The 26,321-nt window shown below is 31.5% G+C and carries 20 protein-coding genes; 10 read left to right on the top strand and 10 right to left on the bottom strand.

Going from position 1 to position 26,321, the window contains the following annotated elements; genetic code table 11:
* Positions 1 to 14 precede the first annotated feature (14 nt).
* The 5 genes from ACKTTR_RS11590 to ACKTTR_RS11570 all read left to right on the top strand — a co-directional run bounded on the left by ACKTTR_RS11590 (position 15) and on the right by ACKTTR_RS11570 (position 11,529).
* Positions 15 to 6,587, top strand: a complete 6,573-nt coding sequence (locus ACKTTR_RS11590) for an amino acid adenylation domain-containing protein (protein ID WP_408028009.1) — start codon at positions 15 to 17, stop codon at positions 6,585 to 6,587.
* Positions 6,588 to 6,677: 90 nt separating this feature from the next.
* Positions 6,678 to 6,860 carry a hypothetical protein gene (locus tag ACKTTR_RS11585; protein WP_408027988.1) on the top strand — a complete coding sequence of 61 codons (183 nt, stop codon included), beginning with the start codon at positions 6,678 to 6,680 and terminating at the stop codon, positions 6,858 to 6,860.
* Positions 6,861 to 7,005: 145 nt separating this feature from the next.
* A complete protein-coding gene (locus ACKTTR_RS11580) occupies positions 7,006 to 10,065 on the top strand; it encodes a cyclic peptide export ABC transporter (RefSeq protein ID WP_408027987.1) in 3,060 nt (1,019 codons plus the stop codon).
* A gap of 8 nt (positions 10,066 to 10,073) precedes the next feature.
* Positions 10,074 to 10,790: a thioesterase II family protein gene (locus tag ACKTTR_RS11575; protein WP_408027986.1), complete on the top strand. Its 717-nt coding sequence runs from the start codon at positions 10,074 to 10,076 to the stop codon at positions 10,788 to 10,790.
* 31 nt (positions 10,791 to 10,821) lie between these two features.
* Complete coding sequence (locus ACKTTR_RS11570) at positions 10,822 to 11,529, top strand: 4'-phosphopantetheinyl transferase family protein (protein ID WP_408027985.1); 708 nt, start codon at positions 10,822 to 10,824, stop codon at positions 11,527 to 11,529.
* Here ACKTTR_RS11570 and ACKTTR_RS11565 read toward each other — a convergent pair.
* Both ACKTTR_RS11565 and ACKTTR_RS11560 read right to left on the bottom strand, forming a co-directional pair.
* Positions 11,518 to 12,867: a sensor histidine kinase gene (locus tag ACKTTR_RS11565; RefSeq protein WP_408027984.1), complete on the bottom strand. Its 1,350-nt coding sequence runs from the start codon at positions 12,865 to 12,867 to the stop codon at positions 11,518 to 11,520. The two genes, ACKTTR_RS11570 and ACKTTR_RS11565, sit on opposite strands and share 12 nt — an antisense overlap.
* A complete protein-coding gene (locus tag ACKTTR_RS11560) occupies positions 12,857 to 14,236 on the bottom strand; it encodes a sigma-54-dependent transcriptional regulator (protein ID WP_408027983.1) in 1,380 nt (459 codons plus the stop codon). Before ACKTTR_RS11560 ends, ACKTTR_RS11565 begins: the two co-directional genes overlap by 11 nt.
* A gap of 200 nt (positions 14,237 to 14,436) precedes the next feature.
* Here ACKTTR_RS11560 and ACKTTR_RS11555 point away from each other — a divergent pair, with 200 nt between their 5' ends.
* The 5 genes from ACKTTR_RS11555 (at position 14,437) to ACKTTR_RS11535 (ending at position 21,174) form a co-directional block, all read left to right on the top strand.
* Complete coding sequence (locus ACKTTR_RS11555) at positions 14,437 to 15,804, top strand: TolC family protein (protein ID WP_408027982.1); 1,368 nt, start codon at positions 14,437 to 14,439, stop codon at positions 15,802 to 15,804.
* Positions 15,804 to 17,057: an efflux RND transporter periplasmic adaptor subunit gene (locus ACKTTR_RS11550; protein WP_408027981.1), complete on the top strand. Its 1,254-nt coding sequence runs from the start codon at positions 15,804 to 15,806 to the stop codon at positions 17,055 to 17,057. Before ACKTTR_RS11555 ends, ACKTTR_RS11550 begins: the two co-directional genes overlap by 1 nt.
* Positions 17,058 to 17,080: 23 nt before the next feature.
* Positions 17,081 to 17,788, top strand: coding sequence for an ABC transporter ATP-binding protein (locus tag ACKTTR_RS11545; protein WP_408027980.1), 708 nt, complete (start codon positions 17,081 to 17,083; stop codon positions 17,786 to 17,788).
* Positions 17,789 to 17,809: 21 nt separating this feature from the next.
* On the top strand, positions 17,810 to 20,167 hold the full coding sequence (locus ACKTTR_RS11540) for an ABC transporter permease (protein WP_408027979.1): 2,358 nt from the start codon (positions 17,810 to 17,812) through the stop codon (positions 20,165 to 20,167).
* Between the two features lie 68 nt (positions 20,168 to 20,235).
* Positions 20,236 to 21,174, top strand: a complete 939-nt coding sequence (locus ACKTTR_RS11535) for an ornithine carbamoyltransferase (protein ID WP_408027978.1) — start codon at positions 20,236 to 20,238, stop codon at positions 21,172 to 21,174.
* A gap of 133 nt (positions 21,175 to 21,307) precedes the next feature.
* On the opposite strand, the gene ACKTTR_RS11530 is transcribed toward ACKTTR_RS11535, so the two are convergent.
* The 8 genes from ACKTTR_RS11530 to ACKTTR_RS11495 form a co-directional block, all read right to left on the bottom strand.
* Positions 21,308 to 21,985, bottom strand: a complete 678-nt coding sequence (locus ACKTTR_RS11530) for an SGNH/GDSL hydrolase family protein (RefSeq protein ID WP_408027977.1) — start codon at positions 21,983 to 21,985, stop codon at positions 21,308 to 21,310.
* Positions 21,986 to 22,003: 18 nt separating this feature from the next.
* Positions 22,004 to 22,654 (bottom strand): ArsR/SmtB family transcription factor, encoded by a 651-nt coding sequence (locus ACKTTR_RS11525; RefSeq protein WP_408028008.1) that lies wholly within the window; start codon positions 22,652 to 22,654, stop codon positions 22,004 to 22,006.
* 61 nt (positions 22,655 to 22,715) lie between these two features.
* A complete protein-coding gene (locus tag ACKTTR_RS11520) occupies positions 22,716 to 23,186 on the bottom strand; it encodes a DinB family protein (RefSeq protein ID WP_408027976.1) in 471 nt (156 codons plus the stop codon).
* A gap of 178 nt (positions 23,187 to 23,364) precedes the next feature.
* Complete coding sequence (locus ACKTTR_RS11515) at positions 23,365 to 24,000, bottom strand: nitroreductase family protein (protein ID WP_408027975.1); 636 nt, start codon at positions 23,998 to 24,000, stop codon at positions 23,365 to 23,367.
* Positions 24,001 to 24,011: 11 nt separating this feature from the next.
* A complete protein-coding gene (locus ACKTTR_RS11510; protein ID WP_125344596.1) occupies positions 24,012 to 24,434 on the bottom strand; it encodes an organic hydroperoxide resistance protein in 423 nt (140 codons plus the stop codon).
* On the bottom strand, positions 24,418 to 24,864 hold the full coding sequence (locus tag ACKTTR_RS11505) for a MarR family winged helix-turn-helix transcriptional regulator (RefSeq protein ID WP_408027974.1): 447 nt from the start codon (positions 24,862 to 24,864) through the stop codon (positions 24,418 to 24,420). Before ACKTTR_RS11505 ends, ACKTTR_RS11510 begins: the two co-directional genes overlap by 17 nt.
* 117 nt (positions 24,865 to 24,981) lie before the next feature.
* Entirely contained in the window at positions 24,982 to 25,674 is a 693-nt protein-coding gene (locus ACKTTR_RS11500) for a hypothetical protein (protein WP_408027973.1), read from the bottom strand.
* Between the two features lie 172 nt (positions 25,675 to 25,846).
* A complete protein-coding gene (locus ACKTTR_RS11495) occupies positions 25,847 to 26,317 on the bottom strand; it encodes an OsmC family protein (protein WP_408027972.1) in 471 nt (156 codons plus the stop codon).
* Positions 26,318 to 26,321 lie beyond the last annotated feature (4 nt).

The following is a 26,321-nucleotide window of genomic DNA, read 5'->3' as shown; positions in this document are numbered from 1 at the left end:
GAGTTTCCCATAGTATCTTGTTAGAAGAGTTTGCTTGTTTATACGAAGGAGAAGCTTTACCAGAAGTATCGTTACACTATAAAGATTATGCAGAATGGCAACAGAGTGAGGTTCACAAAGAACAACAAGCAAAAGACAAGGAGTATTGGTTGTCGTTATATTCAGAAGAAGTAAGTGTTTTAAACTTGCCGTATGATTATGATAGGCCTCAGGTAAAAGAAACTTTAGGCTCTCATGTATCCATAGACTTAAGTGCATCACAGTTATCAGGATTACGTTCTTTAAGCTTAGCAGAAGATAGTACGATTTATATGATTATGCTATCACTTTATAAGATACTGCTAAGTAAGCTAAGCAATCAAGAGGATGTTATAGTTGGAACGCCTACCTCAGGAAGAAGCAATGCGTCTGTAGAGCAAATGGTTGGGATGTTTGTCAATACCTTGGCGCTTCGCAGTACTCCAAGTGGAGAAAAACGTTATGTAGATTACTTATCGGAAGTAAAGGAATTGGTTTTATCAAGTTTTGAACACGAAGGGTATCAGTATGAAGATTTGATAGATAGCTTATCAATAGAGCGCGATACAAGCCGCAATCCTTTGTTTGATGTAATGTTCTCTTACTTTAAAGGAGAAAATTTAGAAGCTAAAACATTAAATACTCTAATCAGCTCTTATGAAGATCCAGAACGAGCTGTGGTTTCGAAGTTTGATATGACAATGGTTGTTGTAGATAGTTCAGAAGGCATGAGTGTTGCATTAAACTACAGTACAGGCTTGTTTACCGAGTTAAGAGCAAAACAATTCTTAGGTTATTTCGAGCGTTTAATAAACGCAGTACTCTTAAATTTAAATGTTGCTATAGGTAGTATAGGTTTATTGAATAAAGAAGAGGAAGAATATCAAGTATCAGCACTGAAAGGGGACTTGATAGGATACGATAGCACGATGACATTTTTAGATTTGTTCCGTACACAAGTAGCTAATCATCCTGAAGGAGAAGCAATAGTAATAGACGAAGAAACACTAAGTTACTCAGAGTTAGATAGGCTTTCAGATACAATGGCAAGCTATTTAATAAAACGAGAAGGACTCACAGCAGGGAAGAGTGTAGGAGTATCACTAGCTCGTGGAAGTTGGCTTATTGTAAGTTCGTTATCAATTTTAAAAGCAGGAGGAGTTTATGTTCCAGTAGACCCATCACTTCCAGAGCAACGTAAATCCTATATTGCTAAAGACAGTGGTTGTCGTGTTTTAATAGATGAGAAATATATAAGAAAGTATAAAGCAGTAGGCAACTTAGAAGAAGCGGTTGGAGCTGGTTTTATAGAACCTTTAGTAAAAGAAGAGGATATAGCCTATATCATTTATACCTCAGGCTCAACAGGGAAGCCTAAGGGAGTAAAAGTCAGCCATGGAAACTTATTACATTTATGTATTTGGTTTAAGGGGTATTATGAATTGAACAAAGAAACACGAAGTACCTTGTATTCAGGTATTGGTTTTGATGCATCGATATTCGAGATTTATCCACAGCTTTCAAGTGGATCAAGTATTTACCCTATAAACAGAGACTCTATTCGTTTGGATGCAGATCGTTTATATGACTTTTTACAAGAGCATAAGATTAGTCATAGTTTCTTACCAACAGTAATGTGTCATGAATTTATAGATAAAGAAAAGAGACTAGAGAATATAAAAATTCTTACAGGAGGAGAAGCGTTGAACTTACAAAAAGAGGCCTGTTTTAAACTATATAATAATTACGGTCCTACAGAAGCTACAGTAGTAGCTACCAATTACGCTTTACAAGATGGAGATATAGGAAAGATATCGATAGGAAAAGGAATACCAAATTCAGAAATTTATCTACTAGACCCTTATGGGAATATGGTTCCTCAAGGAGTTGTAGGAGAGCTTTATATAGGAGGTTTAGGAGTTGCTAAAGGGTATGTAAACAGACCAGAGCTAACCAAAGAATACTTTGTGTCGAATCGTTTCAGAGCAGGGGAAACGATGTATCGAACTGGAGATCTAGGTAAATGGTTGCCAGATGGAAATATAGAGTTCTTAGGTAGAAAAGATACGCAGGTTAAAATTCGTGGATACCGTATAGAGTTAGGAGAGATTATCAACCAAGCGACATCTTATCCAGAGGTAGCACAGAGTGTAGTTCAGGTACAAGGAGCAGAAAATGACAAGTACCTAGTTTGTTATTATACGAGTCCAGCAGGGATAGAGTCGAGAGAGTTAGAGGAGTATTTACAAGGAGTTTTACCAGAGTACATGGTTCCGAGTGTGTATGTTTTACTAGAGAAGTTTCCACTTACTCCAAATGGTAAGATAGCTTATAGAAGTTTACCAGCAGCTAGTAGAGTATCAACAGCTTCTTATGTCCCTGCTTCTGGCTCATTAGAAAACTCATTGGTTGGAATTTGGTCATCAATATTACAAGTTGCAGAATCAGAGTTAAGTGTTACAGAGAGTTTTTTCCGTATGGGAGGTCACTCATTAAAGGCAATAAGTTTGATTAATAGCTTGAATAAGGAGTTGGATTTAGGTCTAAGTCTTCGAGACATTTTTACCTATCAAGACATTCGATCATTATCACGTTATATAAACGGTATTGAAAAAGCAGGAGTTAGTTATAAGAGCATTCCGAGAACAGAAGAGAAGGAGCAATATGTATTATCATCAGCTCAAAAGCGTATGTACTTTTTATATGAGTTTGATAAGGGGTCAACGAGCTACAACATGCCGTCTTTTTATCGATTGGATTCAAGCTTGGAATTAGACCGATTATCCTCGGTTTTCAAAGACTTGGTTGCCCGTCATGAGAGTTTACGTACCCGTTTTGTACTTGAGGGTAGCGAAGTGTATCAAGAGGTATTGGAGGGATCAGATTTTGAGGTATCCTATATAGAAGGCAAGGAAACGATAGGAGGGTATATTGAATCATTTGTACGTCCATTTGATTTAAACAAAGATTATCCTTTTAGAGTAGGTATTGTACGAGATATAGAGGGAGGTCATTTGTTGTTGATAGACATGCACCATATAATTAGCGACGGAGTTTCCCATAGCATCTTGTTAGAAGAGTTTACTCGTTTATACGAAGGAGAAGCTTTACCAGAAGTATCGTTACACTATAAAGACTATGCAGAATGGCAACAGAGTGAGGTTCACAAAGAACAACAAGCAAAAGACAAGGAGTATTGGGAGAAAATGTATGTAAATAAAGTAACACCATTAACGTTGTCTTATGATTATATGCGACCAAGGGTTAAAAACGATCTAGGATCCTCTACAGGTATAACTCTTACGGCAGAATTGACAAAAAAGATAAGAAACTTATTAGAGTCAAAAGATGTAACGATGTTTATGTTTTTACTGTCTATTCACAAAATAGTATTGAGTAAATTAAGTGGTCAAGAAGACATAGTTATAGGTACTCCTACCTCAGGAAGAAGCCATGCAGATGTAGAGCAAATGGTTGGGATGTTTGTCAATACCTTGGCACTTCGCAGTACTCCAAGTGGAGAAAAACGTTATGTAGATTACTTATCGGAAGTAAAGGAATTGGTTTTATCAAGTTTTGAACACGAAGAATATCAATATGAAGATTTGATAGAAAGCCTTTCGTTATCTAGAGATGCTAGTCGTAATCCGTTATTTGATGTGATGTTTACATATCAATACGAAGAGGAAGTAGGAGACAAAGTAGAAAAAGGAGCAATTGAGTCATACCAATCAGGCAAAAATACAGTCTCTAAATTTGATTTAGAATTTAATGCTTCAGACAACGGGAAAGAAATAGCTTTATCCGTTACCTATTGTACAGCTTTATTTAAAGAAAGCACCATTCAAAATTATATAAAATATGTTGAAAATTGTATTCATCAGGTTTTAAATAGTGCGGAAAAGAAGCTTATAAATCTTGAAATTATAACTCAAGAAGATAAGGAAAGACTGGTAAATAATGTAGGAAAAGGTATTGTAAATACTTATTATAAAGAGAGTTCTTTCTTAGAGTTATTTAAAAAACAAGTTAAGTTAAACCCCGATTCTATAGCAATAGCTTATGAAGAAAAAGAATTAAGCTATAAAGAATTAGATTATTGTTCAACAGAGGTCGCATTAATGCTACAAGAACAAGGAATAAGACCTCATGATTTTGTAGGACTTTATGTAGAAAGAAATATCTCTATTCCTATAGGTATTTTAGGGATTTTAAAAGTGGGAGGAGTATATGTGCCAATAGACATAGAGTATCCAGAAGAAAGAGTAAACTTTATAATTTCGGATTCTCAAATAAAATGTTTAATTGCGAATGATTCTAAAAAATTGGAAGCGCTCAGTTTAGAAAAAACAAAAGTTCTTTCAATTGCAACCGACAAACAACACTCTCTTCTAAAAATAAAAAACTTTAATGTACCTAACATAGTTAATGAGGACTTAGCTTATATGATTTATACCTCAGGAACAACAGGAAGACCAAAAGGAGTAATGACTTCACATAGAGCCTTGTCAGATTATGTACATACAGTGATTGGATATTTTGGGTTAAAACCAACAGATAGTATTTTACAACAATCCAGTATTTCGTTTGACACTTCAATAGAAGAAATATTTCCAATATTAGGAGTTGGAGGAAAGCTAGTTATTACAGAAGAACGAAGAGATTTTGAAAAAGTGTTGTTGGATTGTTTAAAGCATAATATTACTGTTCTAAGTACTAACCCATATTTATTAGAGTATGTAAATGAAAATATAGAAGATTATGAACTTTCGTTAAGAATTTTAATAAGTGGAGGAGATACGTTGAAGTGGAGCCAAGTAAATAACCTGATTTCTAAATTTTCGGTATATAATACCTATGGACCTACAGAAACTACAGTATGTGCAACGTACTATAAAGTAGAAAAACAATTAGAACGTCTTCCTATAGGTAAACCTATATGGAATAGGGAAGTATATATTTTAGATAAAAACTTAAAGTTACAACCAGAAGGAGTTGTAGGGGATATTTATATTGGAGGAGCAGGAATTGCAGAAGGTTATTTAAATAGGCCTGAGTTGACAGATAAACATTTTGTAGTTAATCCATTTAGAGAAAAGAAGAAAATGTATCGAACTGGAGATGTAGGTAAATGGTTGCCAGATGGAAATATAGAATTTTTAGGTAGAAAAGATACTCAGGTTAAGATTCGAGGGTATCGTATAGAGTTGGAAGAAATAGAAAACAAGCTCATTGAAATTGAAGGAGTAAGACAGGCGAAAGTTATTGTTGTAAACCATAAGGAAACAAAACAATTAGTTGCTTATGTAGTTTCAGAAAATCTAAATAAAGAAACAATAAGAACAGAATTAGTAAATCATTTACCAAACTATATGATTCCTGTAAGGTATCATTTCATAGAAAATATTTTATTAACAGAAAATGGAAAAGTAGATGTAAAAGCATTACCAGCTCCTGAAATTAATGAAAAAAAATCTGAATACATCGCTCCTAGAAATGAAAATGAACGCAAGCTTGCTACTATATGGGAAGGTCTTTTGCATTGCGATAAGATTAGTATAAAAGACAACTTTTTTGAGTTAGGAGGTCACTCATTACTACTAATAAAACTTAAAGTAGCAATTAAAAAAGAATTAGGCTTGCAAGAGTTAGAACTTCAGATGTTATTTAAGTATCCAACGATTGAAGAGTTTAGTAAAGCTGTGAGCCAATATGTACCTAGTACCAAACAAAAGAATAGTAGGCTAAAGCAATTAAGTTTGGGAGGAGAGTGGTCTCCAATTTACATTATACCAGGGCTATATGGTATGGTTGACTATTATTATGATTTGGCACAAATGTTAGGAGAAAACAGAGCCGTTTATGGAATAGAAGCTTATGGTATGCAAGGAGAGGAAATACCTCTGTCAAGTGTTGAAGAAATTGCACGAAAAAACATTGAAGAAATTCGAAAAGTACAATCTAAAGGACCGTATGCTATTGTAGGACATTCGGATGGTGGAATCATAGCCTTAGAAATGAAAAGACAATTGGACGCAGAAAAGGAACCAGTAATTTTAACAATGTTAGATTCTCAATTAGGAATTCAACCAGTGAAAGAAGAACAAATAGGGAAACATCTGTTTTTCTTATTAGAACGTTATTTACTAGAAGAATTCTTTACCCCTAAAGAAGGGTACAAAAGAGAGAATATTGAAAAAGAGTTTTTTAAAATGAAAAATAATATTTCTAAAAAAGGAATTAGCTCAGTAGTATTTAATTTTTTAGAAACTTATTTTGAAATTGATGATTACATGGAAACCTTTAAAAAATTATTTAAGGTGTGCTTAACAAACTTAAAATTAGATTATGAAATAGTAAATGATAATTATGAAGCACTTTTAATACAGGCAGAATCACATAATCATGAGTTTAAAGATAGAAATGTAAAGCGCTGGAAATCAAGGAATAAAAAAATAATCTTTGAAACAAGTTCTGGAGATCACTTTACTATGGTTCAGAAAGAAAATGTAGAGGAACTTTCCAAGAAAATTCTGGCTTTTATGACCACAGAGATTATCATTGAGTAAAAAATTGAGAAAACTAAAGAAAAACAATTAAAAAATAGTGGAAGCCGAAAAGCTATACGAGTAGGCAATAATTTAAATAATTAAAAAACTATGTGTAAATCAACTTTAAAAGAATTAAAAAAAGGAAAAAATGAAATACTTCCTAACGAAAAAATGAAATCTATTTCAGCAGGTTCTCTATCTATTTCAGGAGATTCTAATTGGTGTGAAATTTGTTACCCAGCATGTTGTAGTCAAATAGCGCATGATCTTGCAGAAGGGAAGAAAAATTAAATTTAATAATGGTGTCTTAACTAAAATTAGTAACTATTTTAAGCGTGTAAAACACTTACTTAATGTTGTATTTTATAGCTTAAAATAGTTATTATTAATAAATCAAAAACTCTTAATAAATCTACACCAAATAACTAGAATTCAGATGTACAAAAAAAACATACGTTATGCTATTACCTTATTAGTCATTTTTTTATATTCAGGAATTATATTTGGACAAAAAGAATCTCTTTTTTCTAAAGAAATGATTTCTGAAATAGAAACATTAATAGAAGATGGAGATATTCCAGGTATAGCTATTGGTATTGTCAAGGGCAATCATAAAGAAATAAAAACATTAGGGTATCAAACTACAAATAATGATAAAGAAATAACCAATCATACCCTTTTTGAACTGGGTTCTACTACAAAGGCATACACAGCTTTGGCTGTACTAAAATTAGTTGAAGAAAAGAAAATAGATTTAGATAAAAATGTATCAGATTATTTTCCATGGTTCATTGTTACTTTTGAAGAGAAAGAAACACCAATTACAATAAAACAATTACTTCACCATACAAGTGGAATACCTTGGGAAACATTATCTCTAATTCCTGAAGATAGAAGTGAAAAAGCATTAAGAAATACTGTAGATAAAATTAATGGAATTGAGTTAAATACGGCTCCTGGAACTAGTTATGAATACGCTACAATAAACTATGACATCTTAGGGTTATTAATTGAGAAAGTATCAAAAATGCCTTACGATGTGTATGTTGAAAATGAGGTGTTGTTTCCCTTAGAACTCAAAGATACGTATGTAGGTTCTGATGAAGTTAAAGACAGAATGAGTATTGGAAATAAAATTAGTTTCTTTAAAGCCAGACCTTATGAAGCTCCAATTTATAAAGGGAATGAGCCTGCTGGGTATATTGTTTCCGATATTGACGACATGACGAAATGGTTGCAATATCAAATGGGGATAAAGAATAACCAATTTCAAGATATAATTACAAAATCGCATACAAGGGATCAATCGGTAAAACCACACGGATTAGCATCTTATGCTTATGGTTGGGAAGTTTCTTTAAGAGGAGATGATGCAGTTTATCATGGGGGAATGAATCCTAACTTTTCTTCTTTTGTAGGTTTTAGAAAAAGAGAAAATGTTGGAATTGTATTGCTAGCGAATGCAAATAGTGATTATACACAAATTTTAGGAGATCGTTTACTTAAATTAGCAGCAGGAGATAAAATTAACTCATTAGAACTGCAGGCATCACAAGATAAAAGTTTTTCTGTAGTATCAATTTTAATAGGAATATATCTTTTGGGAGTATTATTTTTTATAGGATATATTCTTTATGATATCCTTAAAGGAAGACGCTCTTTTGAGAAGGTAACCCTAAGAAAAGTTAAAGATTTATTAGTATCGTTACTAGCTTTTATTCCATTTTTAGCAGGAATTTATTTACTGCCAACCGCTATGGCTAATTTCACATGGGAATCTGCCTTGGTTTGGACCTCTTTTAGTTTTGCAGCAGTAGCTTTATTGGCAGTAACAGGTATGCTGTTAAGTTATATAGCACTAATAATGGCTACTATTTTTCCTGAAAAAAATGAGTACAAAAGAGTGGCCCCTAAGGTAATTGTTCTGAGTGTAATTTCAGGTTTAGCAAATATGGTAGTTATCGTACTAATTACATCTTCTTTTCAAAGTAATATGGAATTAAAATATATGCTGTTTTATTTTGCTTTGGCTGCTGGTACTTATTTGTTAATGAGGAAGATAGTCCAAGTTAGGATGGTTTATGTTACTAAAAATATCATTTACGATTTGCGTATAAGTATGATAGATAAAGTTTTTCTCACTTCTTTTGAAAAATTTGAAAAAATAGATAGAGGTAGGGTGTATTCTGTAATGGATGATGATATTGGCACAATTGGTCAATCTGCAGATACATTTGTAAGTATTACAACAAACATAATTACAGCTTTTGGAGCGTTTACTTATATGGCAATTCTGAATATGTGGATAACCTTAGTAACTGTTTTAATGATTGGTGTTATTACTTCAATTTATTATGTAGTTAGTAATAGAGCCAAAGGGTTATTCGATATCGCAAGAGAAACAAAGACGGTTTATCTAGAACTTCTTAATGGAATGATAGATGGGTATAAAGAATTAAGTATAAATAAAAAGAAAAAAGAAAATTACAAAGAAGACCTCAAATATAGTACAGAGGAGTTTAGAGATAAGAGCACTAAAGCAAATATTAAATTTATAAATGCGTTTCTTGTAGGAGAGTCATTATTAATTGTACTATTAGGGGTGACAGCTTTTGGAATTCCAGAATTCTTCCCTCATGTACAAGACGGACTTGTATTGAGTTTTGTTGTAATTTTATTATATCTTATAGGACCTATCAATGGTATTTTTAATGCGATACCACAGTTAATTCATTTACAAATTGCTTGGAAGAGGATTCAGAATTTATTAAATGATATTACTTTAGAAACAGAGAAGGGTGTAATTCCAAACACTATAAACGTTCCTACAATACTAGAATCTTTTCAAGCTGATTCTCTAGAGTTTGAATATGGTAACGGATTTTCTGTTGGTCCTATAAACTTAAAGGTAAAAAGAGGAGAAGTTCTTTTTATTATAGGAGGAAATGGAAGTGGAAAAACAACATTGTCTAGATTATTAACAGGTTTATATACTCCACAATCAGGTGAAGTTCTTATAAATGGAGAAAGGGTAAGTACGAGAGGATTAGGAGAATATTATAGCGCTGTATTCAATCCATTTTATCTTTTTCAAAAGATATATGCAGAAGACATAAATTTAGATGAAAATAAAATAAAGGAACTTTTAGAAGTATTACAACTTCAAGAAAAAGTAAATATAGAAGACGGCAAGTTTAGTACTATTTCTCTTTCGGGTGGACAATTAAAAAGATTGGCATTACTACAATGTTACCTTGAAGATAAACCAATTTACCTTTTTGATGAATGGGCAGCAGATCAAGATCCAGTATTTAGAAAATATTTTTACAGAGAATTATTACCAAAAATGAAAGAGCAAGGGAAAATTATAATAGCAATATCTCATGATGATCAATATTTTGATGTAGCCGATAAAATTTTAAAATTAGATTTTGGTAAAGGAGAATATGTAAAAGAATATGAATTAATAAATGATAAAAATTTTTTACAAATTTGATAAAGAATATGAATAAAATAAAACTTTTTTGCTTTCCTTACGCTGGAGGTTCAGCGATGATTTATAACAAATGGGAACCTTTTTTAGATGGTAGTATTATATTAAAACCTATTGAATTACCAGGTAGAGGAAAACGAATTAAAGAAAAACCAATGACTTCTTTAGATGAAATCATAGAAGATATATTAAACACAATTGAAAGTGATATAAAAGTAGGAGAACCTTACGCACTATTTGGGCATAGTATGGGAGGTTTAATAGTACATCAATTATTAGAAAAAATACAGACAAACAAAATGCCATTACCTATGCATGCTTTTTTTTCAGGGAAAGGAGTTCCGCACATCGAAAGAAAGAAAAAAAATTATCACTTAATGGATGACGATACTTTTAAGAAAGAAATAATGAATTTAGGAGGAACTCCACCAAATTTTTTTGAATATCCAGAGTTAGTTGACATATTTTTACCGTTACTAAGAAACGATTTCAGTATCGCAGATACAGAAATTCATACTCAAAAATATGAACAAAGAACGATTAATATTACAGCGATGTTTGGAAAAGAAGAAGAGTTTTGTGAAGAAAAAAGAAATGGATGGAAGAATTATACAATAGGAAGTTGTACTTTAAAATATTTTAAAGGAGGACATTTTTTTATTCACGATGAAACCAAAGAAATCGTAAAAGTAATTAACAATGAATTAGTAACGTTTGCAAAAGCTTAAGCTTTTGCAAATTAATATAAAAAAAAAGTAATTGCACACAGTTTATATTTTATACTCAACCTTTCCAGAAAGCCTATCTTCTGAAATATATAATGAGTATGTACAGTTTTTATCTGAAGAATTAAAAGAAAAGAATAAGCTTTATAAACGTTGGGAAGATCAACATTCAAATTTATTTGGTAAGTTGCTTTTACAACTAGGATATAATAAATTAGGTTACAAAGCTTATATATTAAATAAAATAAAATACGGAGACAATCTAAAACCTTACCTAGAAGAAGATATAAAATTCAATATTTCTCACTCAGGAGAATATGTGTTATGTTGTCTTTCAGAGACAGTAAGATTAGGAATAGATATAGAAGAAATAAAAGACATAGGATTCAAAGATTTTAAACAAGTAATGAATGAAGAGCAATGGAAGAACATTTCAGATGCTCCAAATCCTTTAAAACAGTTTTTTACCTATTGGGTAATAAAAGAGAGTGTAGTTAAAGCAGATGGTCGAGGTTTTTCGCTCTCGCTTCCAGAGATTCACATTTTTGACGAAAAAGCTATTTGTAAAGAAAAAATATGGTACTTAAAAGAAATTCATTTAGCAGAAAATTATAAAACCTATGTTGCTACGAATGTTGAAAAGGTAAATATAGAACTTATAAATATAGATTTTTATAATGACACTGATAAAAGGAACATTCTTGAAAAATTAGAAAATAGTTTAGATTATTTAAAACAATAAAGTAAAAGAAGTACCGTCATTTTCTTTAGAATGAAGTAAAATATTTCCATCATGTAAATGCATTATTTGTTTAGATAAACTAAGACCGATACCCGTTCCCTGTTCTTTGGTGGTAAAAAAGGGTACAAAAATATCATCAATAAACTCTTCAGGAACCCCCGGGCCATTGTCTGTAACACGTATGAATTTTTTGTTTGAAGAATGTATACCAGCTTCAATAGTTATTTTACAAGGAATGGTATTGTTTGTTTTTAGTGCTTGTATCGAATTTTGAACTAAATTAATCAATACTTGGTTTATTTGTTGTCTGTCTGCAAAAAGTTCTAACTCTGTAGGAGTTGATGTCACTGAAAAAGAAACTCCTTTTTTGTTGGCCTCAGGTAGCATTAAGTTATGAACTTCAACTAAAAGTGTATGTACTTTAAAAATACTTTTTTCAGGAAGGGGAACACTAATATAACTACGGTACGAATCAACAAAGCGCAATAAGTTTTTACTTTGAGTCTTTATAACATTCAATCCTTTAGAAATATTCGTTTGTTCAGTTTCTGAAAAATTTTGGATAGGAGAAGTGTTGGTAGGTTCGTAATAACGTAACAAGGAGTCTGCAATTGAAGTTATTGGAGCTACAGAATTCATAATTTCATGAGTCATAACTTTAATAAGACGCATCCAAGAATCGGTTTTATTTTTGTCTAATTCCTGTTTAATATCTTGAACTGTAATTAGTTTAATTGTATTGGTAAATGATTTAAAAGGAGCAATTTTTACAATTAATTGCACGGTTTCTCTTTCGTTCGTAAACTCTATTAATGTTTTATTAGAATTTTTAGAAGTGTCAATAAAGTGAAATAAATATTCATTTAAACTTTTAATTTGACGAATATTATTTAAAGAGGAGTAATTTAGAAGTTCTTTAAGTTTTGAATTTTTAAAAAGAATGGTCCCTTCTTCGTTAACAGTGAAAATACCAATATTAGCCTGATTTAGTAAGGTTTTGTAATAATTTTCTTGAGCGCTATTTTCTGCGTGAATACGCTCAATTTTTCGATTAAAAGCGTTGATGTTTTTAGTTAAATTATCTAAAATACTTCCTGAAGAGTACTCCGGGAAATTTAAACTAAAATCATCGTTTTTTAGAGCCTCGAAAAAAAAAGCAATTTTTTTATTAACTTGATTTATATAAGAAATTAGAAAAACTGTTTGCAAAATTAGAAAGGCTATTAATATTGAAGTTCCAAAAAATGAATCGTGAAAAACAAGAGAAACTCCTAAACAAGTAAGGCTAATCAAAGATATTCGTATAATTATTTGTAAAAAATAAGACTTACTTACCATGAGCGTTTATTTTTTTTAGTTTATTATAAAGTGTTTGTCTTGTAATGCCTAATTTTTTTGCAGCTTCTGTAAAATTTCCTAGAGAAAGAGACAAGGCTTTGTTAATCAGTTTTGTTTCCATTTCCTCAAGAGTAAAAATAGAAGAGTCGTCCAATCCTTTTTTTTCAGTACTATTTATAATGAAATCATTAGGTGTTAACATAGTAGAATCACTCAAAATTACAGCGCGTTCCATGGTATGTTGTAATTCCCTAACATTTCCAGGCCAAGAATGTTCTAGTAGCTTTGTTTTTGCTTTTTCACTTATGGTACAAGGAGGTTTGTTATATTTTACTGCAAGAGTGTTTAAAAAATGCTCTGCTAATAAAATAATATCATTACCTCTCTGACGAAGTGGAGGTGAGCTTACATGTATCGTATTAATTCTATAAAGTAAATCCTCACGAAAAGCACCTTCTAAAACCATTTGATCTAAGTTACAATTTGTTGCACAAACTAAGCGAATGTCAACAGGAATAGGAGTATTTGACCCCACTTTAATAATAGTTTTATTTTGTATAGCCGATAAGAGTTTGGCTTGCATAGAGAGTGATAGGTTTCCAATTTCATCAAGAAATAAGGTGCCAGATTCAGCAGCTTCAAATTTACCGATGCGGTCTTCTTTTGCATCAGTAAATGCACCTTTTAAATGACCAAAAAGCTCACTTTCAAATAAAGTCTCAGAAATAGATCCCATATCAACAGAAATAAAGACCTCATTTTTTCTAGAAGATTTTGCATGAAGCGTTTTAGCAATCATTTCTTTACCGGTTCCATTTTCGCCAGTGATGAGTACATTAACATCAGTGCTGGCAACTTTATCAACTAAGTCTAGTACTTCTTTTAGAGCTTCAGACTTACCTATGATAGCGTTGTTGTTGTATTGTGTTATTATTTTTTTGAGTTGTACAGTTTTATTTTTAAGCTTATGAATTTCAACTTTCGATCGCTTGAGTTCCATGGCAGATTTAACCATTGTTAATAGCTTTTCATTATTCCATGGTTTTAATATAAAATCGTAAGCTTGTTCTTTTAAGGCTTTAACAGCAAGTTCTATATCACCATAAGCAGTCATCATTATAACAGCAGTATCAGGAGAGAGTTCCTTAAGTTTTCTTAACCAAAAAAGACCTTCATTTCCCGAGTTTATTCCTGCAGAAAAATTCATGTCTAGTAAAATAACATCATAACTCTTAATATTAGGAAAAGAAGTGATTAGATTAGGATTGCTAATAGAATCTACAGTATTATATTCAGATTGTAGCATGATTTCTAAAGCGCTAAGGACGCTTTTATTATCATCAATTACTAATATTTTCCCAGGGTTCATAGCCTATAAATTTGTTTAGTAAAGATATTAAAATGATAAACCTTGTAAAAATATTTGTCAAAAAAATTGACATCAAGTGTAAATATTTTTTACATCACTAACTATTTTTTTATTTGCTTTACTTGGTTAAATGCTGTTTATCAATTGGTTGTATTTGTTGGCACCATCTTGGTATGTAGCAAACTAACAATTTAATTACGATGATACAAAAAAATATTTTATACGCATTGATTTTTGTTTTCTTGAATCCAATGTTATTATTAGCACAGAAAAGTTGGTCTTTAGATGAATGTATCAATTATGCAATAGAAAATAATCTTTCAATAAAAGATTTTAAATACAGTCAAGATTCAGGATTGGAAACCAAAAGACAAGCTTACAGAAATTTATTTCCAAGAGTTTCAGGTAATGTAGGATATTCAATACAATACGGAAGATCAGTCGATCCTAATAATAACACTTTTGTAAGTACAGATTTTTTTTCTAATAACTATTCAATAAATGCTTCTGTAGATATTTTTAACGGATGGCAAAAACTAAACACTATAGCTTCTGCTAAATTTATTCACAAAGCACTTTCTGAAGAAACGCTTCAAGAAAAGTATATGTTGGCCTTTAGAGTTATGGAACAATATTACAATGTGTTGTATTTTAAGAAATCGGTGGAGATTTTTAAAGCACAAGAGCACATTTCTAAAACAAATTACACTTTTGTTAAGCGACAAAAGGATATGGGTATTAAAGCAGGAGCAGATGTTTATACCGCTGAATCTGCTTTAATGACAGATAAATTAAAATTAACACAAGCCATAAATAATTTACAGTTAGCGAAACTTCAGTTAGCTCAGGAAATGAATTTAGAAAATCCATCAGAAATTAGAATAAATGATATTCCAGCTTTTGGGTGGAAAGAAAAAGAAAACGATTCTATTCACTCTGTAAAACACATATATAACAAGGCAACCTTTTTTATTCCTTCTATCAAGGCAAGTAAAGCTAGGGTAGCATCAGCTAAAAAAGAGTTGGCAATATCAAGAGGAGCTTTAGCACCAATGTTATCTTTTTCGTTGGGTTATGGTACAGGGTATTATGAAACAAATGTAGATGATACAGGTAAGATAATACCTTTTAATAAACAGTTAAAAGATAATGCCTCTACATCCGTAGGTGTTAATTTACGTATACCTATTTTTCAAGCTTGGAGTAGAAGATCTAACGTAAAGCAAAAGAAGATAGCATTATTACAAGCTGAAAATAATTTTGAGTTGGAAAAACAAGAGCTTAGAAAAATTATTGAACAATTAATTCAAGATTATAAATCTTCTATTTCCGAATATGAACAAACACAACAGCAAGAAAAAGCAAGAGAGTTATCATTTAAGATAGCTCAAAAAAAGTACAATAATGGTTTAATTAATGCAATAGACCTCAATACAGAAAAAAATCTCTATGCTACAGCTCAAAACGAGAACTTACAGGTACAGTTAAAATTAAAGGTTCAAGAACAAACATTGTTATTTTATAGAGGAATTCAGGTGTTTAATATTAAAAAAACAAACAAAAGATAATGGATATTCAATTAGAAACAAAAAAAGGGATAAAAAAGAAGCATATTGCAATAGCAATTGGTGTAATCACAGCTCTTTTTATAATATGGAAATTATTATTTGGATACAGTAAAGCTACTTTTAAAACAGATAAAAATCGTTTAAGTATTGCAAAAGTAAAACAAGGAGAATTCGATGATTATATATCTATAAGTGGTTCTGTAGCTCCCATCACTACAATTTATATGGATGCTTATGAAGGAGGAAGAGTGGTGGAAAAAAAAGTAGAAGAAGGAGCGATGGTTAAAAAAGGAGATATTATTTTAAGGTTAGAGAATCAGAATTTATATGAAAGAATTCTCGCAAGTGAGAATAACTTAGCTTTAAAGCAAAATGATTTGAGAAGTACAAGATTAAATTTTGATGCTCGCCAAATTGAAGGACAGAAAAGTTTAGCACAATCAGATTATGAGCTTATTCAAAAAAAGAGAGCATATAATCAGAACAAAACCTTATTTGAAGAAGAATTGATAGCAAAAGAGGAATATTTAAAAGCAAAAGAAGGATATGAGTTAGCTAAACGAAATAATCAAATTGTGCTTAAGCAAACTGAACAAGATAATAAACTGAGAACAGCAACGATGAGCGAGTTAAATTCTGATTTGGCTCGAATGCGTAAAACATTATCAATGGTATACGATCGAATAGACCATTTAAATGTAAGAGCTCCTGCCGATGGACAACTGGGTTACTTAGATGCAGAAATAGGCCAGAGTATTGATGAAGGAGAGCGAATAGGTCAAATTAACGTGTTAACTGATTTTAAAATTGAAGCAGCAATTGATGAACATTATATAGATCGTGTACAGAGAAACCTTAAAGCTATTATTGAACGAAATGGAAAGACATATCCGCTTCGATTACGAAAAATATTTCCAGAAGTAAGAAACGGTAAGTTTCGTGTAGATTTAGTATTTACGGACAAAAAACCAGAAACAATAAGAACAGGCCAAAATTACACCTTAAAGTTACAGTTAGGAGAATCAAACGAAGCATTATTAATACCAAGGGGAGGATTTTATCAAAGTAGTGGAGGACAGTATGTGTTTGTTTTGGATGAGGAAGAGGCTTACGCAGTTAAAAGACCAATTCGTTTAGGGAAACAAAATTCACAATACTTTGAAGTAATTGAAGGATTAAAACCTAATGAAAAAATAATAACATCGAGTTATAATGGTTTTGGAAATGCAGAAAAAATAGTGATAACTAATTAATAACCAAAAAACAAATAGAAAACATGATAAAGTTAAAAAATTTAAAAAGAAGTTTTAGAACTGAAAATGTAGAAACCTTAGCAATAAATGATGTCTCATTACATATTAGAGAAAACGAGTTTGTAGCGATAATGGGACCATCAGGATGTGGAAAGTCCACATTGTTAAACACTCTTGGGCTTTTAGATCAGCCTTCTTCAGGCTCATATATGTTTGGAGGATATGAGGTGTCAAAGCTTTCAGACGATCAACGTGCTCAAATAAGGAAAGGAAATTTAGGATTTATTTTTCAAAACTTTAATTTAATTGATACGCTAACTGTATTTGAAAATGTAGAGCTACCACTATTGTTCATGAAAGTTCCAAAACATGAGCGAAAACAAAAAGTAGAAGCTGTGTTGGAGAGAATGAAAATAGGTCATCGAGCAAAACATTATCCACAACAACTTTCAGGAGGACAACAACAAAGGGTAGCCATAGCCAGAGCTGTAGTTACAAGTCCTAAAGTTATTTTAGCAGATGAGCCAACAGGAAATCTTGATTCGAAGAATGGACAGGAGGTAATGAATCTTCTATCAGAACTTAGTCAAGAAGGAGCTACTATTGTAATGGTAACACACTCCGATTATGATGCTCAGTTTGCACATCGAATAATTAATTTGTTCGATGGAAAAATAGTTTCAGAAACTATGAATGAACCAGTTGAAATGAAGACAGAGATGTTAAATTAATTATAACAATCAAGAAAAATTATGATAATCAATAACTTAAAATTGTTTTTTAGAAATGCATTACGTTATAAAAGTGTATCTCTAATTAATATTATAGGATTAAGTGCTGGTTTAGCATGTGCATTATTCATTTGTTTATGGATTTATGAAGAATGGACTGTAGACAAATTTCATGAAAATGAAAAGGAATTATACCAGGCAATGGTAAGGTCTAAAGAAAGTAATGGAGTGTCTGTTTATGAAAACACCCCTCCTGTATTGCCGCAAGCCATTAAAAATGATATCCCAGAAGTAAAAAATGTAATACCTTATATTTATGATTTTGCTAAAAATGTAATTTCAGTAGAAAATACAGGTTTTAAACTTCAAGGAATATATGTAGGAGATGAATTTTTTGAAATGTTCTCATACAACCTTACACAAGGTAATCCACAAACAGCTTTAAAAGACATAAATAACATTGTTATCTCAAAAGAGATGGCCGTTAACCTCTTTGGAACTGACGAAGGAATCTTAGGAAAAAGTGTTAGGTTTAACAATGAACACGTAAAACAGATTTCAGGAGTGTTTGATATGACTGGATTGAATAGCTCTGTTCAATTTGATTATGTATTGCCATTTGAGTCTTTATATGTACATATTCCAAGAGTAAAGAAAAATTGGAATAACAGTTATGTATATACTTATATTGAACTTAATGAAGGTGTTTCTCCAGAGTTAGTAGCGTCTAAAATAGAAAATATTATAGCCAAAAATTCAAATAATGAAACAGCATCTCTATTCTTACGACCGTTTTCAAGTAAATATTTATACGATAAATATGAGGAAGGAGTGCAAGTTGGTGGGAGAGTTGATTATGTGAAAATATTCGGAATTATAGTATTCTTTATTTTACTCATAGCTTGCATTAATTTTATTAACCTATCAACAGCGAATGCATCTAGAAGAATGAGAGAAATAGGTATAAAAAAATCTATGGGAGCTAAAACTAAAGAATTAAGAATGCAGTTCTTTGGAGAATCAATGTTAACTGTATGTATAGCAGGAATTATTGCTTTATTACTTGTTGTTCTATTGCTTCCACAGTTTAATGCTATATCTGGTAAACAAATAACTCTTTCACTGAATACTACATTATTAGGAATCTTTCTTGGTATGATTGTTTTGACTGGTATTTTAGCAGGAAGTTATCCAGCAATTTATCTTTCAAAATTAAACGCGGTAGAGGTTTTAAAAGGAAAGTTAAGCACAAGTTTTAGCGAATTATTAATGCGTAAAGGATTGGTAATCTTTCAGTTTACATTGTCTGTTATTTTAATTGTTGCAGTAATGGTTGTTTATCAACAAATGAAATTTATTCAAAATAAAGACTTAGGATATAATAAGGATAATGTTATAGCCTTTAAAGCTGAAGGAAAAGCAATTACACAATTGGATGACTTTTTGCTAGCATTAGATAGAATACCTGGAGTTAAAAATGCTTCAAGCATGTTTAATGAATTTGTAGGAAAAGCAAACTCTACAGGAGATTTAATTTGGCCAGGGAAAGAACCTGACAAGATTGTTGACATGCAGTATATGCGTGTAAATTATGATATGTTAGAGTTATTAGGTATTAAGATGAAGAAAGGTAGATCTTTTTCAAGAAATTTTAGTGCAGACAGTCTTAAAATTATTTTCAATGAAAAAGCAATTGATTTAATTGGAATAGAGGAACCAATTGGTAAAACTGTAGATCTCTGGGGAGATAAATATGAAATATTAGGAATAGCTAAAGATTTTCATACTGAGTCGCTACAACAACAAGTAAAACCCATGTTTATTATATGTAATACCCAAAGAACAAGTACTATAATGGTTAAAATTAAAGCAGGAGAGCTTCAAGGAACAATCAAAGAAATAGAAAGTTTTTATAGAGATTATAATGCTGGGTTTCCATTTGAGTATAGGTTTGTTGATGAAGATTTTGATGCCTTATATAAATCAGAGCAGCGAATAGCCGCTTTATCAAAATATTTTGCAGGTTTAGCCATACTTATTTCTTGTTTAGGACTATTTGGTTTAGCAATATTTACATCTGAGAATAGAAAAAAAGAAGTAGGGATTAGAAGAGCATTAGGCCAAAAAAAATCTCAAATAATTTTATTATTAACTTCTGAGTTTGCAAAACTTGTAGGGTTAGCAATCCTTATAGGCTTACCAATAGCTTATCTTTTAACAAGAGATTGGTTGACTGGTTTTGCATACAGGGTAGATTTAAATGTAATATACTTTTTATTGGCAGGTTTTATAGCTATGACTATAGCACTTCTAACAGTTGGCTATCAAGCAATTCAAGCAGCGTATAAGAATCCGGTGGAAGCGTTGAGAGATGAATAGTATTTTAAAACTAAATGTAAATAAAAAACGCAAACTGTTCTGTTAGCAGTGAATAAAATTAAGTTATAATGAGTATTACAATCAAAAAGACAAAAAAACATATAGTTTCTTTAAAAGATTTATCTCCAGAAGAAATTATAGAAATAATAAACAGAGGGGTGTCACATATAAATGGAGAGGTGCCTCTTGGAAGCCAATTAAAAGGAAAAGTTATTGGAATATATTTTACCAAAACTTCTACAAGAACAAGAACTTCTTTTTCAACGGCAGCTCTTCGTTTAGGCGCACAAATAGTAACATACGGACCCAATGATTTACAGTTAAATACTGGAGAAAGTGTAAGTGATACAATGAATGTTCTTTCTCGAATGTTAGATGGGTTAGTCGCTAGAACAGCAAGCAACCCTGAAGTGATTAGAACTTTTTCGAATCAAGATAGAATGGCTGTAATAAATGCTATGACTTCAGATGAGCACCCAACTCAAGCGTTAGCAGATTTGACCACAATGAAACATTATTTTGGGGAATTATCTGGTTTAGAAATAATTTATTTAGGAGAAGGAAATAATACGGCTGTAGCTCTTGCTTTGGCAATAGCTAAAATTCCTAACATGAAGATTAGTTTTTTTACACCGCCAAATTATGGAATAGATCCTCTTGCATTGAACTATGCGAAAGAATTGGGAGAGAAAATAAATACTGTAATAAATGAGTATAGTGACTTAAAATATCTTCCAAATCATGCTAATATAGTATACACAACACGTTGGCAAACAACAGGAACTCAAAAGTTAGATTCGAACTGGCGAAAGTCATTTGAACCATTTACAGTTAGCCAAGAACTTATGGATAAGTATTCCGAAGCTATTTTTATGCATGATTTACCTGCTCATATAGGAGACGAAGTAGAAGAGTCGGTAATTAATGGAACAAAAAGTATTGTGTTTAATCAAGCTGAGAATAAAATGCACAGTGCAAAGGCAGTACTTGAATGGTGCATGCAGTAAAATATTACTAGGGTTGAATAAACACAAAGAGCTTAGTTTGAAAAATAGAGTTCAATAAATATGAGGCTGAATTATTAATTATAGTTCCGTTTTCTAAAGAGCAGTTTTATTTAATCATAGTAAGTATAAGCTCTTAATACTTTTCTACTAACTGAACTAACAAGTTAAAAGAATCTTCATCAACTACCCATTTTTTATATTTTTTAAAAGGGAGTTGTTGAAGGTTTTTTGTTGGATATAATTGATGAAAAATAGTAAGAGCAGCTGCAAAACTTCCAGCAGTAGAAGGATGGAAGTTGTCTAGACCGTATAAAGATTCTTTATCTTTATAGGTATTGTATTCTTTCCATATATTTCCCGCAGGAAACAAAAAAGCATTGTTCTGTTTGGCGGCAGATTTGTAATTCTCTATTACTTTATCAAAAGTATGGTAATATCTAACGGATGGCCATACCATAAAGTAACTAAGTTTGGTGTTATATTTCTCACAAAGTGCCTGTATAGTAGCTCCGTCTTGTATTAACATTCTTTTTCCTTCTGCTTGTGAGGAAGGACCTTGTTGAATAATTAGATAATCAAATTGTTTTTTAGCTAGTAGTTTTTGAAGCTTACCTTCGTTAATATGATCAATAATAGCATAGTTAGGAAAACATAAGCTCTTGGTTTTAATAGTAACACCATGTTGTTTTCCAATATACTCCAACATTTTAGGCATGTTGTTCGTATAGGTTAAACTATTTCCAACAAACAAGATTTGTTGCGCTTGAACAGAAAGTTGAAGAAAGAGAAGTAAGTAAAGTAGTTTTTTCAAAGAAGTTAGTATTATGTTTTACACCTCTAAATTTAACTTATTTTTTAATTGGATTCTTCCAATAGAGGTAATAATAATTTCTCTAGAGTTTGGTTTTTTACGTAACCAATCTTTTTTAATCATAGCTTCGAGAAGAGAAGCTCCTAATGCTCCTGCAATGTGATGTTTTCTTTCACTCCAATCCAAACATTGATGAGCAAAAGAACGTTTTTTCTGCTGGATAGCATTAATACTTACTCCAACCTCATTAAACCACTCTTCCCCGTATTTAGTAACAACATAATTTTTATCAGAAATTTTAATGATTTTATTAGTAAGTAATGCTGTTGTTATTTTCACACCAAGGTTACCTGCTAAATGATCGTAGCAAGTTCTGGCATAGGTAAAATCATTTAGTTTAGGAGTTTTAATTTTCTTGTAATCATTATCTATAGAAATTAAACTAGCCATTGATTCTATAACCTGTGCAACTTCATCGTTAGTAAATTTAAAGTAGCGATGCCTTCCTTGTTTTTCAACTGATAAGATGTTTGCGGAAACCAATTTTTTTAAATGATTGCTTGCCGATTGTAACGATATATTTGCACTTGTAGCTAATTCTGTTGCGGTATAGGCTCTACCATCCAGTAAATTCCACAAGATGATAGCGCGAGACTTATCTCCTAAAATAGCAGCAATTTTACTAAACTGATGTTCTAACTCTTCGATAGTAGTAAATTTTTATATTTTTTTAATCCCATATTAGAGGTCGTTCAATATCAAGTGTTCTTAAATATCCTAATAGTTGACCAGTATGAACAGCTTCATGATACACCATTCTGTTTAAATAATCTCCTAATGTTTTACTTTGATTAACTTCTTTTCGTACAATGCGTATATTCTCTAAATCAACTTCATTAAGTGTTTTTACCATCTCTATAAAACTGTTACGATATTTTTCAGCAAAGCTAAGTTCATTTTTTAAATCAGAAAAAGCTAAATTTTCCCAAGGAGATTTATAATTTCCTAAATCACCTCTGTTTTCAATAACTGTATGAAATAAGTGTTCTCCTTCAAGAGTATGTCTTATCATTTCAATAATTGAGAAGGCTTCTGCATCAGGTTTCCAATTTAAAAATTCATCAGGAATGCCTTTCCATAGTTTTATGCTTCGTCTTCTTGTTTCTGAAAAGTTTAATAGTATGTTTTCTATAGCGTTCATAGTTACTTATGTGTTTATTTGAGTGTAAAAGTACACGACGCTTTTATATTCTATTTCATTTTAAAATGAAGTATGGAATTTACATCAATTAAAAAACAAATGCTTTTCTATAAACAGACAAAGCTGCAAGAAAAGCATTTAGTTAAGTGTTTTAAACTTTAAGTTAAAACGATGTTGATTATTTTACATCAATTACGAATTCATCTCTAGGAATTCTAACTTTTTTCATTGGCTTAATCCAGTCCTTTTCATCATCGGCATACCCAATGTACATTAATGATACACTTTTTAAGCCCATTTTGTTCAATTCTAAAACTTCATCAACCACTTTATTGTCAAATCCTTCAGCAGGACAAGTGTCTATTTTTAACTCTGCTGCTTGTGCTAAAGCTAAACCTAAAGCAATATAAGTTTGTCTTGATGTGTGTGCAAAGTTAACTTCATCAGGAAGGTTTAAGTAAGCTTTTTTAAGCATATCTGTATAGCTGCTAAATCTACCTCTTGGTAAACCTCTTTCATCTGTGGTAAAATCATATACTTTATCTATTCTTTCTGCGGTATAGTTATCCCAAGCGGCAAAAACTAATACGTGTGAGCAGTCTTTCATAGATTCAGGATTTAAAGCTCCTTTTACTAGTTTTTCTTTAACTTCCTGATTTGATATTGAAATAACTCTAAATTGTTGTAACCCCGATGAGGTTGGTGCTAATCTAGCAGCTTCAATAATTTTTTCTATATTTTCTTCATTTACTTTTTTATTTGGATCAAAAGCTTTTACTGCATGTCTCCAGTTAAGGTTTTCTATTAATGACATTATATTAATATTTAATTATTTGTTGTATTTAATTTTACTTCAATATTTCCTCTTGTAGCATTTGAATAAGGACAAACTTGATGAGCTTTTTCAGTTAAGGTTTTTGCTTCTTCTAAAGAAACATCAGGAATATTTACATCTAATGCTACTGCAAGTCCAAAACCACCATTTTCTATTTGACCAATACTTACTGTTGCTTTAACAGTAGTTGTACCAGTATTGATTTTAGATTTTTTGATGACTAGGTTCAAAGCACTATCAAAACAAGCTGAATATCCTGCTGCAAAAAGCATTTCAGGATTTGGGTAATCGTCATTAGCTCCTCCCAGCGCTTTCGGGTGTCTAACATCAAGTTCTAAAACTCCGTTTTCACTTTTTACATGTCCGTTTCTTCCGCCAGTTGCTTTGGCGCTAATATTATAAATTGGTTTCATCTTTTTTATTAATCTGATTTAAGATATGTTCTATTATATTTTTAAGTTCTGTTAATTTGTCGGCAGAAATATTTAAAGAAGTCATAATTTGACTAGGAACACATTCTGCTTTTTTTTTTGTGTTTTTTCCCAGTTCTGTTAAATTAATTTTTACAACACGCTCGTCTGTTACTTCTCTTTTTCTTTCTAGAAGTTTCTTTTGCTCTAGTCTTTTAAGTAAAGGAGTAAGCGTACCACTATCTAAATTAAGTTTAGCGCCTATTTCTGAAACATTTTGATCTCCTTCTTCCCATAAAACTAGCATTACTAAATATTGAGGGTATGTTAAATCTAGCTCTTTTAGTATAGGACGGTATAAACTAATTACTTCTTTTGCCAGCGTATAAACTGGAAAGCATACTTGATTGGTTAATTTTAATTGTTCTGACATAATTTACTTAAATAACAATACAAATATATTGCGCAATTAAATTGTGTACAATTTAATTGTTATAAAATTATGTGAAAATTATTTTGAGAATGTTAATTCGCTTATTTTACTGAATGATTAACTGTTTAATGACGTATTGAAATTTTGGTATTCGTAGGTTATTGCTTGGGTATAAAGTTGCATTGCTAATTTTTCATCTATAGGATTTTCTTTCTGGTACTCAGCTAAAAAATTCCCCATAGCGTAAGCTCCACTAGGATCGTTGTTAGCAGTAATCCAAGGAGCATAAAGGTTTTTTGATGAAGAAGGAGATAGCTGTTCCGCTAACCAAGCCCATAAATATTCACAAGGTATCATGACTATAAGTGCGTAAATGGGCTCTTGATGGGAGGCTACCATCGACTCAAATTTAGAATACAACTTACAAACCTCACTAGGTACAATCCCCTCCGCATCTTTAATACGCCATGTTTTTGGAAACGTATCATTGTATTTTTGATAGCTATTATATTTTTTGTGTAAAAATGCCTTAAGAGTTGGGTTTGAAGCTCTGTCCATTGCATTTAGATAATCTTGCGCTCCCTTAAAACAGAAGTAAGCGTCACTAATGTTAAATCCTCCATAATGTACAGGGTTGAGCGTTCCCGATTTAATCTCTTGAATAAATTGAGTATTCAATGCTTTATTAGCAATGCCTTCACAAGCATTCCACATTTTCCAGAATAAAGCATCTGGTGGTGGTGGAGCGGTTGATAATTTGTGCTCCGTTAAAAAAGCAGAATCTAGTTGAGTAGCTCTATTATTTCTCATATAGTTGAGAGGTGTTTTTTCTTTTTTATGATAGCGATTTTGTATAACCGTTAATTGTCGGATTAAAGATACCTTAATTTTCTGTTTATTGCTAGCATAAAAAAATCCGAATAAATTCGGATGTGCTCGAACCTATTCGGAATTACAATTATACATTGTTACTAGTTGGTTTTTACCCCACCAATGTGTTTGGATTATGTCCTATTTTGAAGTTACAAGAATTAGCAATAAAACACATTTTGTTTGCTTCTTTGTGTAGTTCGTTCGCTTTAGGAATCATATTTTCGTCAATGATTTTCACGATTGGATTGAGGGTAACCTCCGTAAATTTTCCACTTCCATTTTCAGTCTCTTCCATAACTCCTGTAGCATTGTCCACATAGTCAGTTACGATGATTTTGTGAACTGAACATAAATGCAAATACCAAAGCATATGACAAGCCGATAAGGAAGATAAAAAAAGGTCTTCTGGATTATATCTTGTCTGGTCTCCTAAAAAGGAAGGGTCAGATGAACCCTTTATTGCATCATATTTTCCGGGTGCTATAATTTTATGGTTCCTATTATACGACTTATAATTCAAGGTTCCGTTACCTTCATTTCCTGTCCATTCAACTTTTATTTCGTAGTTGTGTTTTTTCATATGA

This window comes from Tenacibaculum litoreum (assembly GCF_964513915.1).
Classification (GTDB): Bacteria; Bacteroidota; Bacteroidia; order Flavobacteriales; family Flavobacteriaceae; genus Polaribacter; species Polaribacter litoreum.
Note: the sequence above shows the minus strand (reverse complement) of the source record. Positions and strands in the feature narration are given on the sequence as shown.

What these genes read in the sequence shown, in the direction of transcription:
- ACKTTR_RS11540 (WP_408027979.1), top strand. Translation starts at nt 17,810, where the DNA reads ATGATAATCAATAACTTAAAATTGTTTTTTAGAAATGCATTACGTTAT.
- ACKTTR_RS11575 (WP_408027986.1), top strand. Translation starts at nt 10,074, where the DNA reads ATGAATAAAATAAAACTTTTTTGCTTTCCTTACGCTGGAGGTTCAGCG.
- ACKTTR_RS11560 (WP_408027983.1), bottom strand. Translation starts at nt 14,236, where the DNA reads ATGAACCCTGGGAAAATATTAGTAATTGATGATAATAAAAGCGTCCTT.
- ACKTTR_RS11510 (WP_125344596.1), bottom strand. Translation starts at nt 24,434, where the DNA reads ATGAAACCAATTTATAATATTAGCGCCAAAGCAACTGGCGGAAGAAAC.
- ACKTTR_RS11505 (WP_408027974.1), bottom strand. Translation starts at nt 24,864, where the DNA reads ATGTCAGAACAATTAAAATTAACCAATCAAGTATGCTTTCCAGTTTAT.
- ACKTTR_RS11585 (WP_408027988.1), top strand. Translation starts at nt 6,678, where the DNA reads ATGTGTAAATCAACTTTAAAAGAATTAAAAAAAGGAAAAAATGAAATA.
- ACKTTR_RS11515 (WP_408027975.1), bottom strand. Translation starts at nt 24,000, where the DNA reads ATGTCATTAATAGAAAACCTTAACTGGAGACATGCAGTAAAAGCTTTT.
- ACKTTR_RS11495 (WP_408027972.1), bottom strand. Translation starts at nt 26,317, where the DNA reads ATGAAAAAACACAACTACGAAATAAAAGTTGAATGGACAGGAAATGAA.
- ACKTTR_RS11520 (WP_408027976.1), bottom strand. Translation starts at nt 23,186, where the DNA reads ATGAACGCTATAGAAAACATACTATTAAACTTTTCAGAAACAAGAAGA.
- ACKTTR_RS11565 (WP_408027984.1), bottom strand. Translation starts at nt 12,867, where the DNA reads ATGGTAAGTAAGTCTTATTTTTTACAAATAATTATACGAATATCTTTG.
- ACKTTR_RS11550 (WP_408027981.1), top strand. Translation starts at nt 15,804, where the DNA reads ATGGATATTCAATTAGAAACAAAAAAAGGGATAAAAAAGAAGCATATT.
- ACKTTR_RS11545 (WP_408027980.1), top strand. Translation starts at nt 17,081, where the DNA reads ATGATAAAGTTAAAAAATTTAAAAAGAAGTTTTAGAACTGAAAATGTA.
- ACKTTR_RS11555 (WP_408027982.1), top strand. Translation starts at nt 14,437, where the DNA reads ATGATACAAAAAAATATTTTATACGCATTGATTTTTGTTTTCTTGAAT.
- ACKTTR_RS11500 (WP_408027973.1), bottom strand. Translation starts at nt 25,674, where the DNA reads ATGAGAAATAATAGAGCTACTCAACTAGATTCTGCTTTTTTAACGGAG.
- ACKTTR_RS11535 (WP_408027978.1), top strand. Translation starts at nt 20,236, where the DNA reads ATGAGTATTACAATCAAAAAGACAAAAAAACATATAGTTTCTTTAAAA.
- ACKTTR_RS11580 (WP_408027987.1), top strand. Translation starts at nt 7,006, where the DNA reads ATGTACAAAAAAAACATACGTTATGCTATTACCTTATTAGTCATTTTT.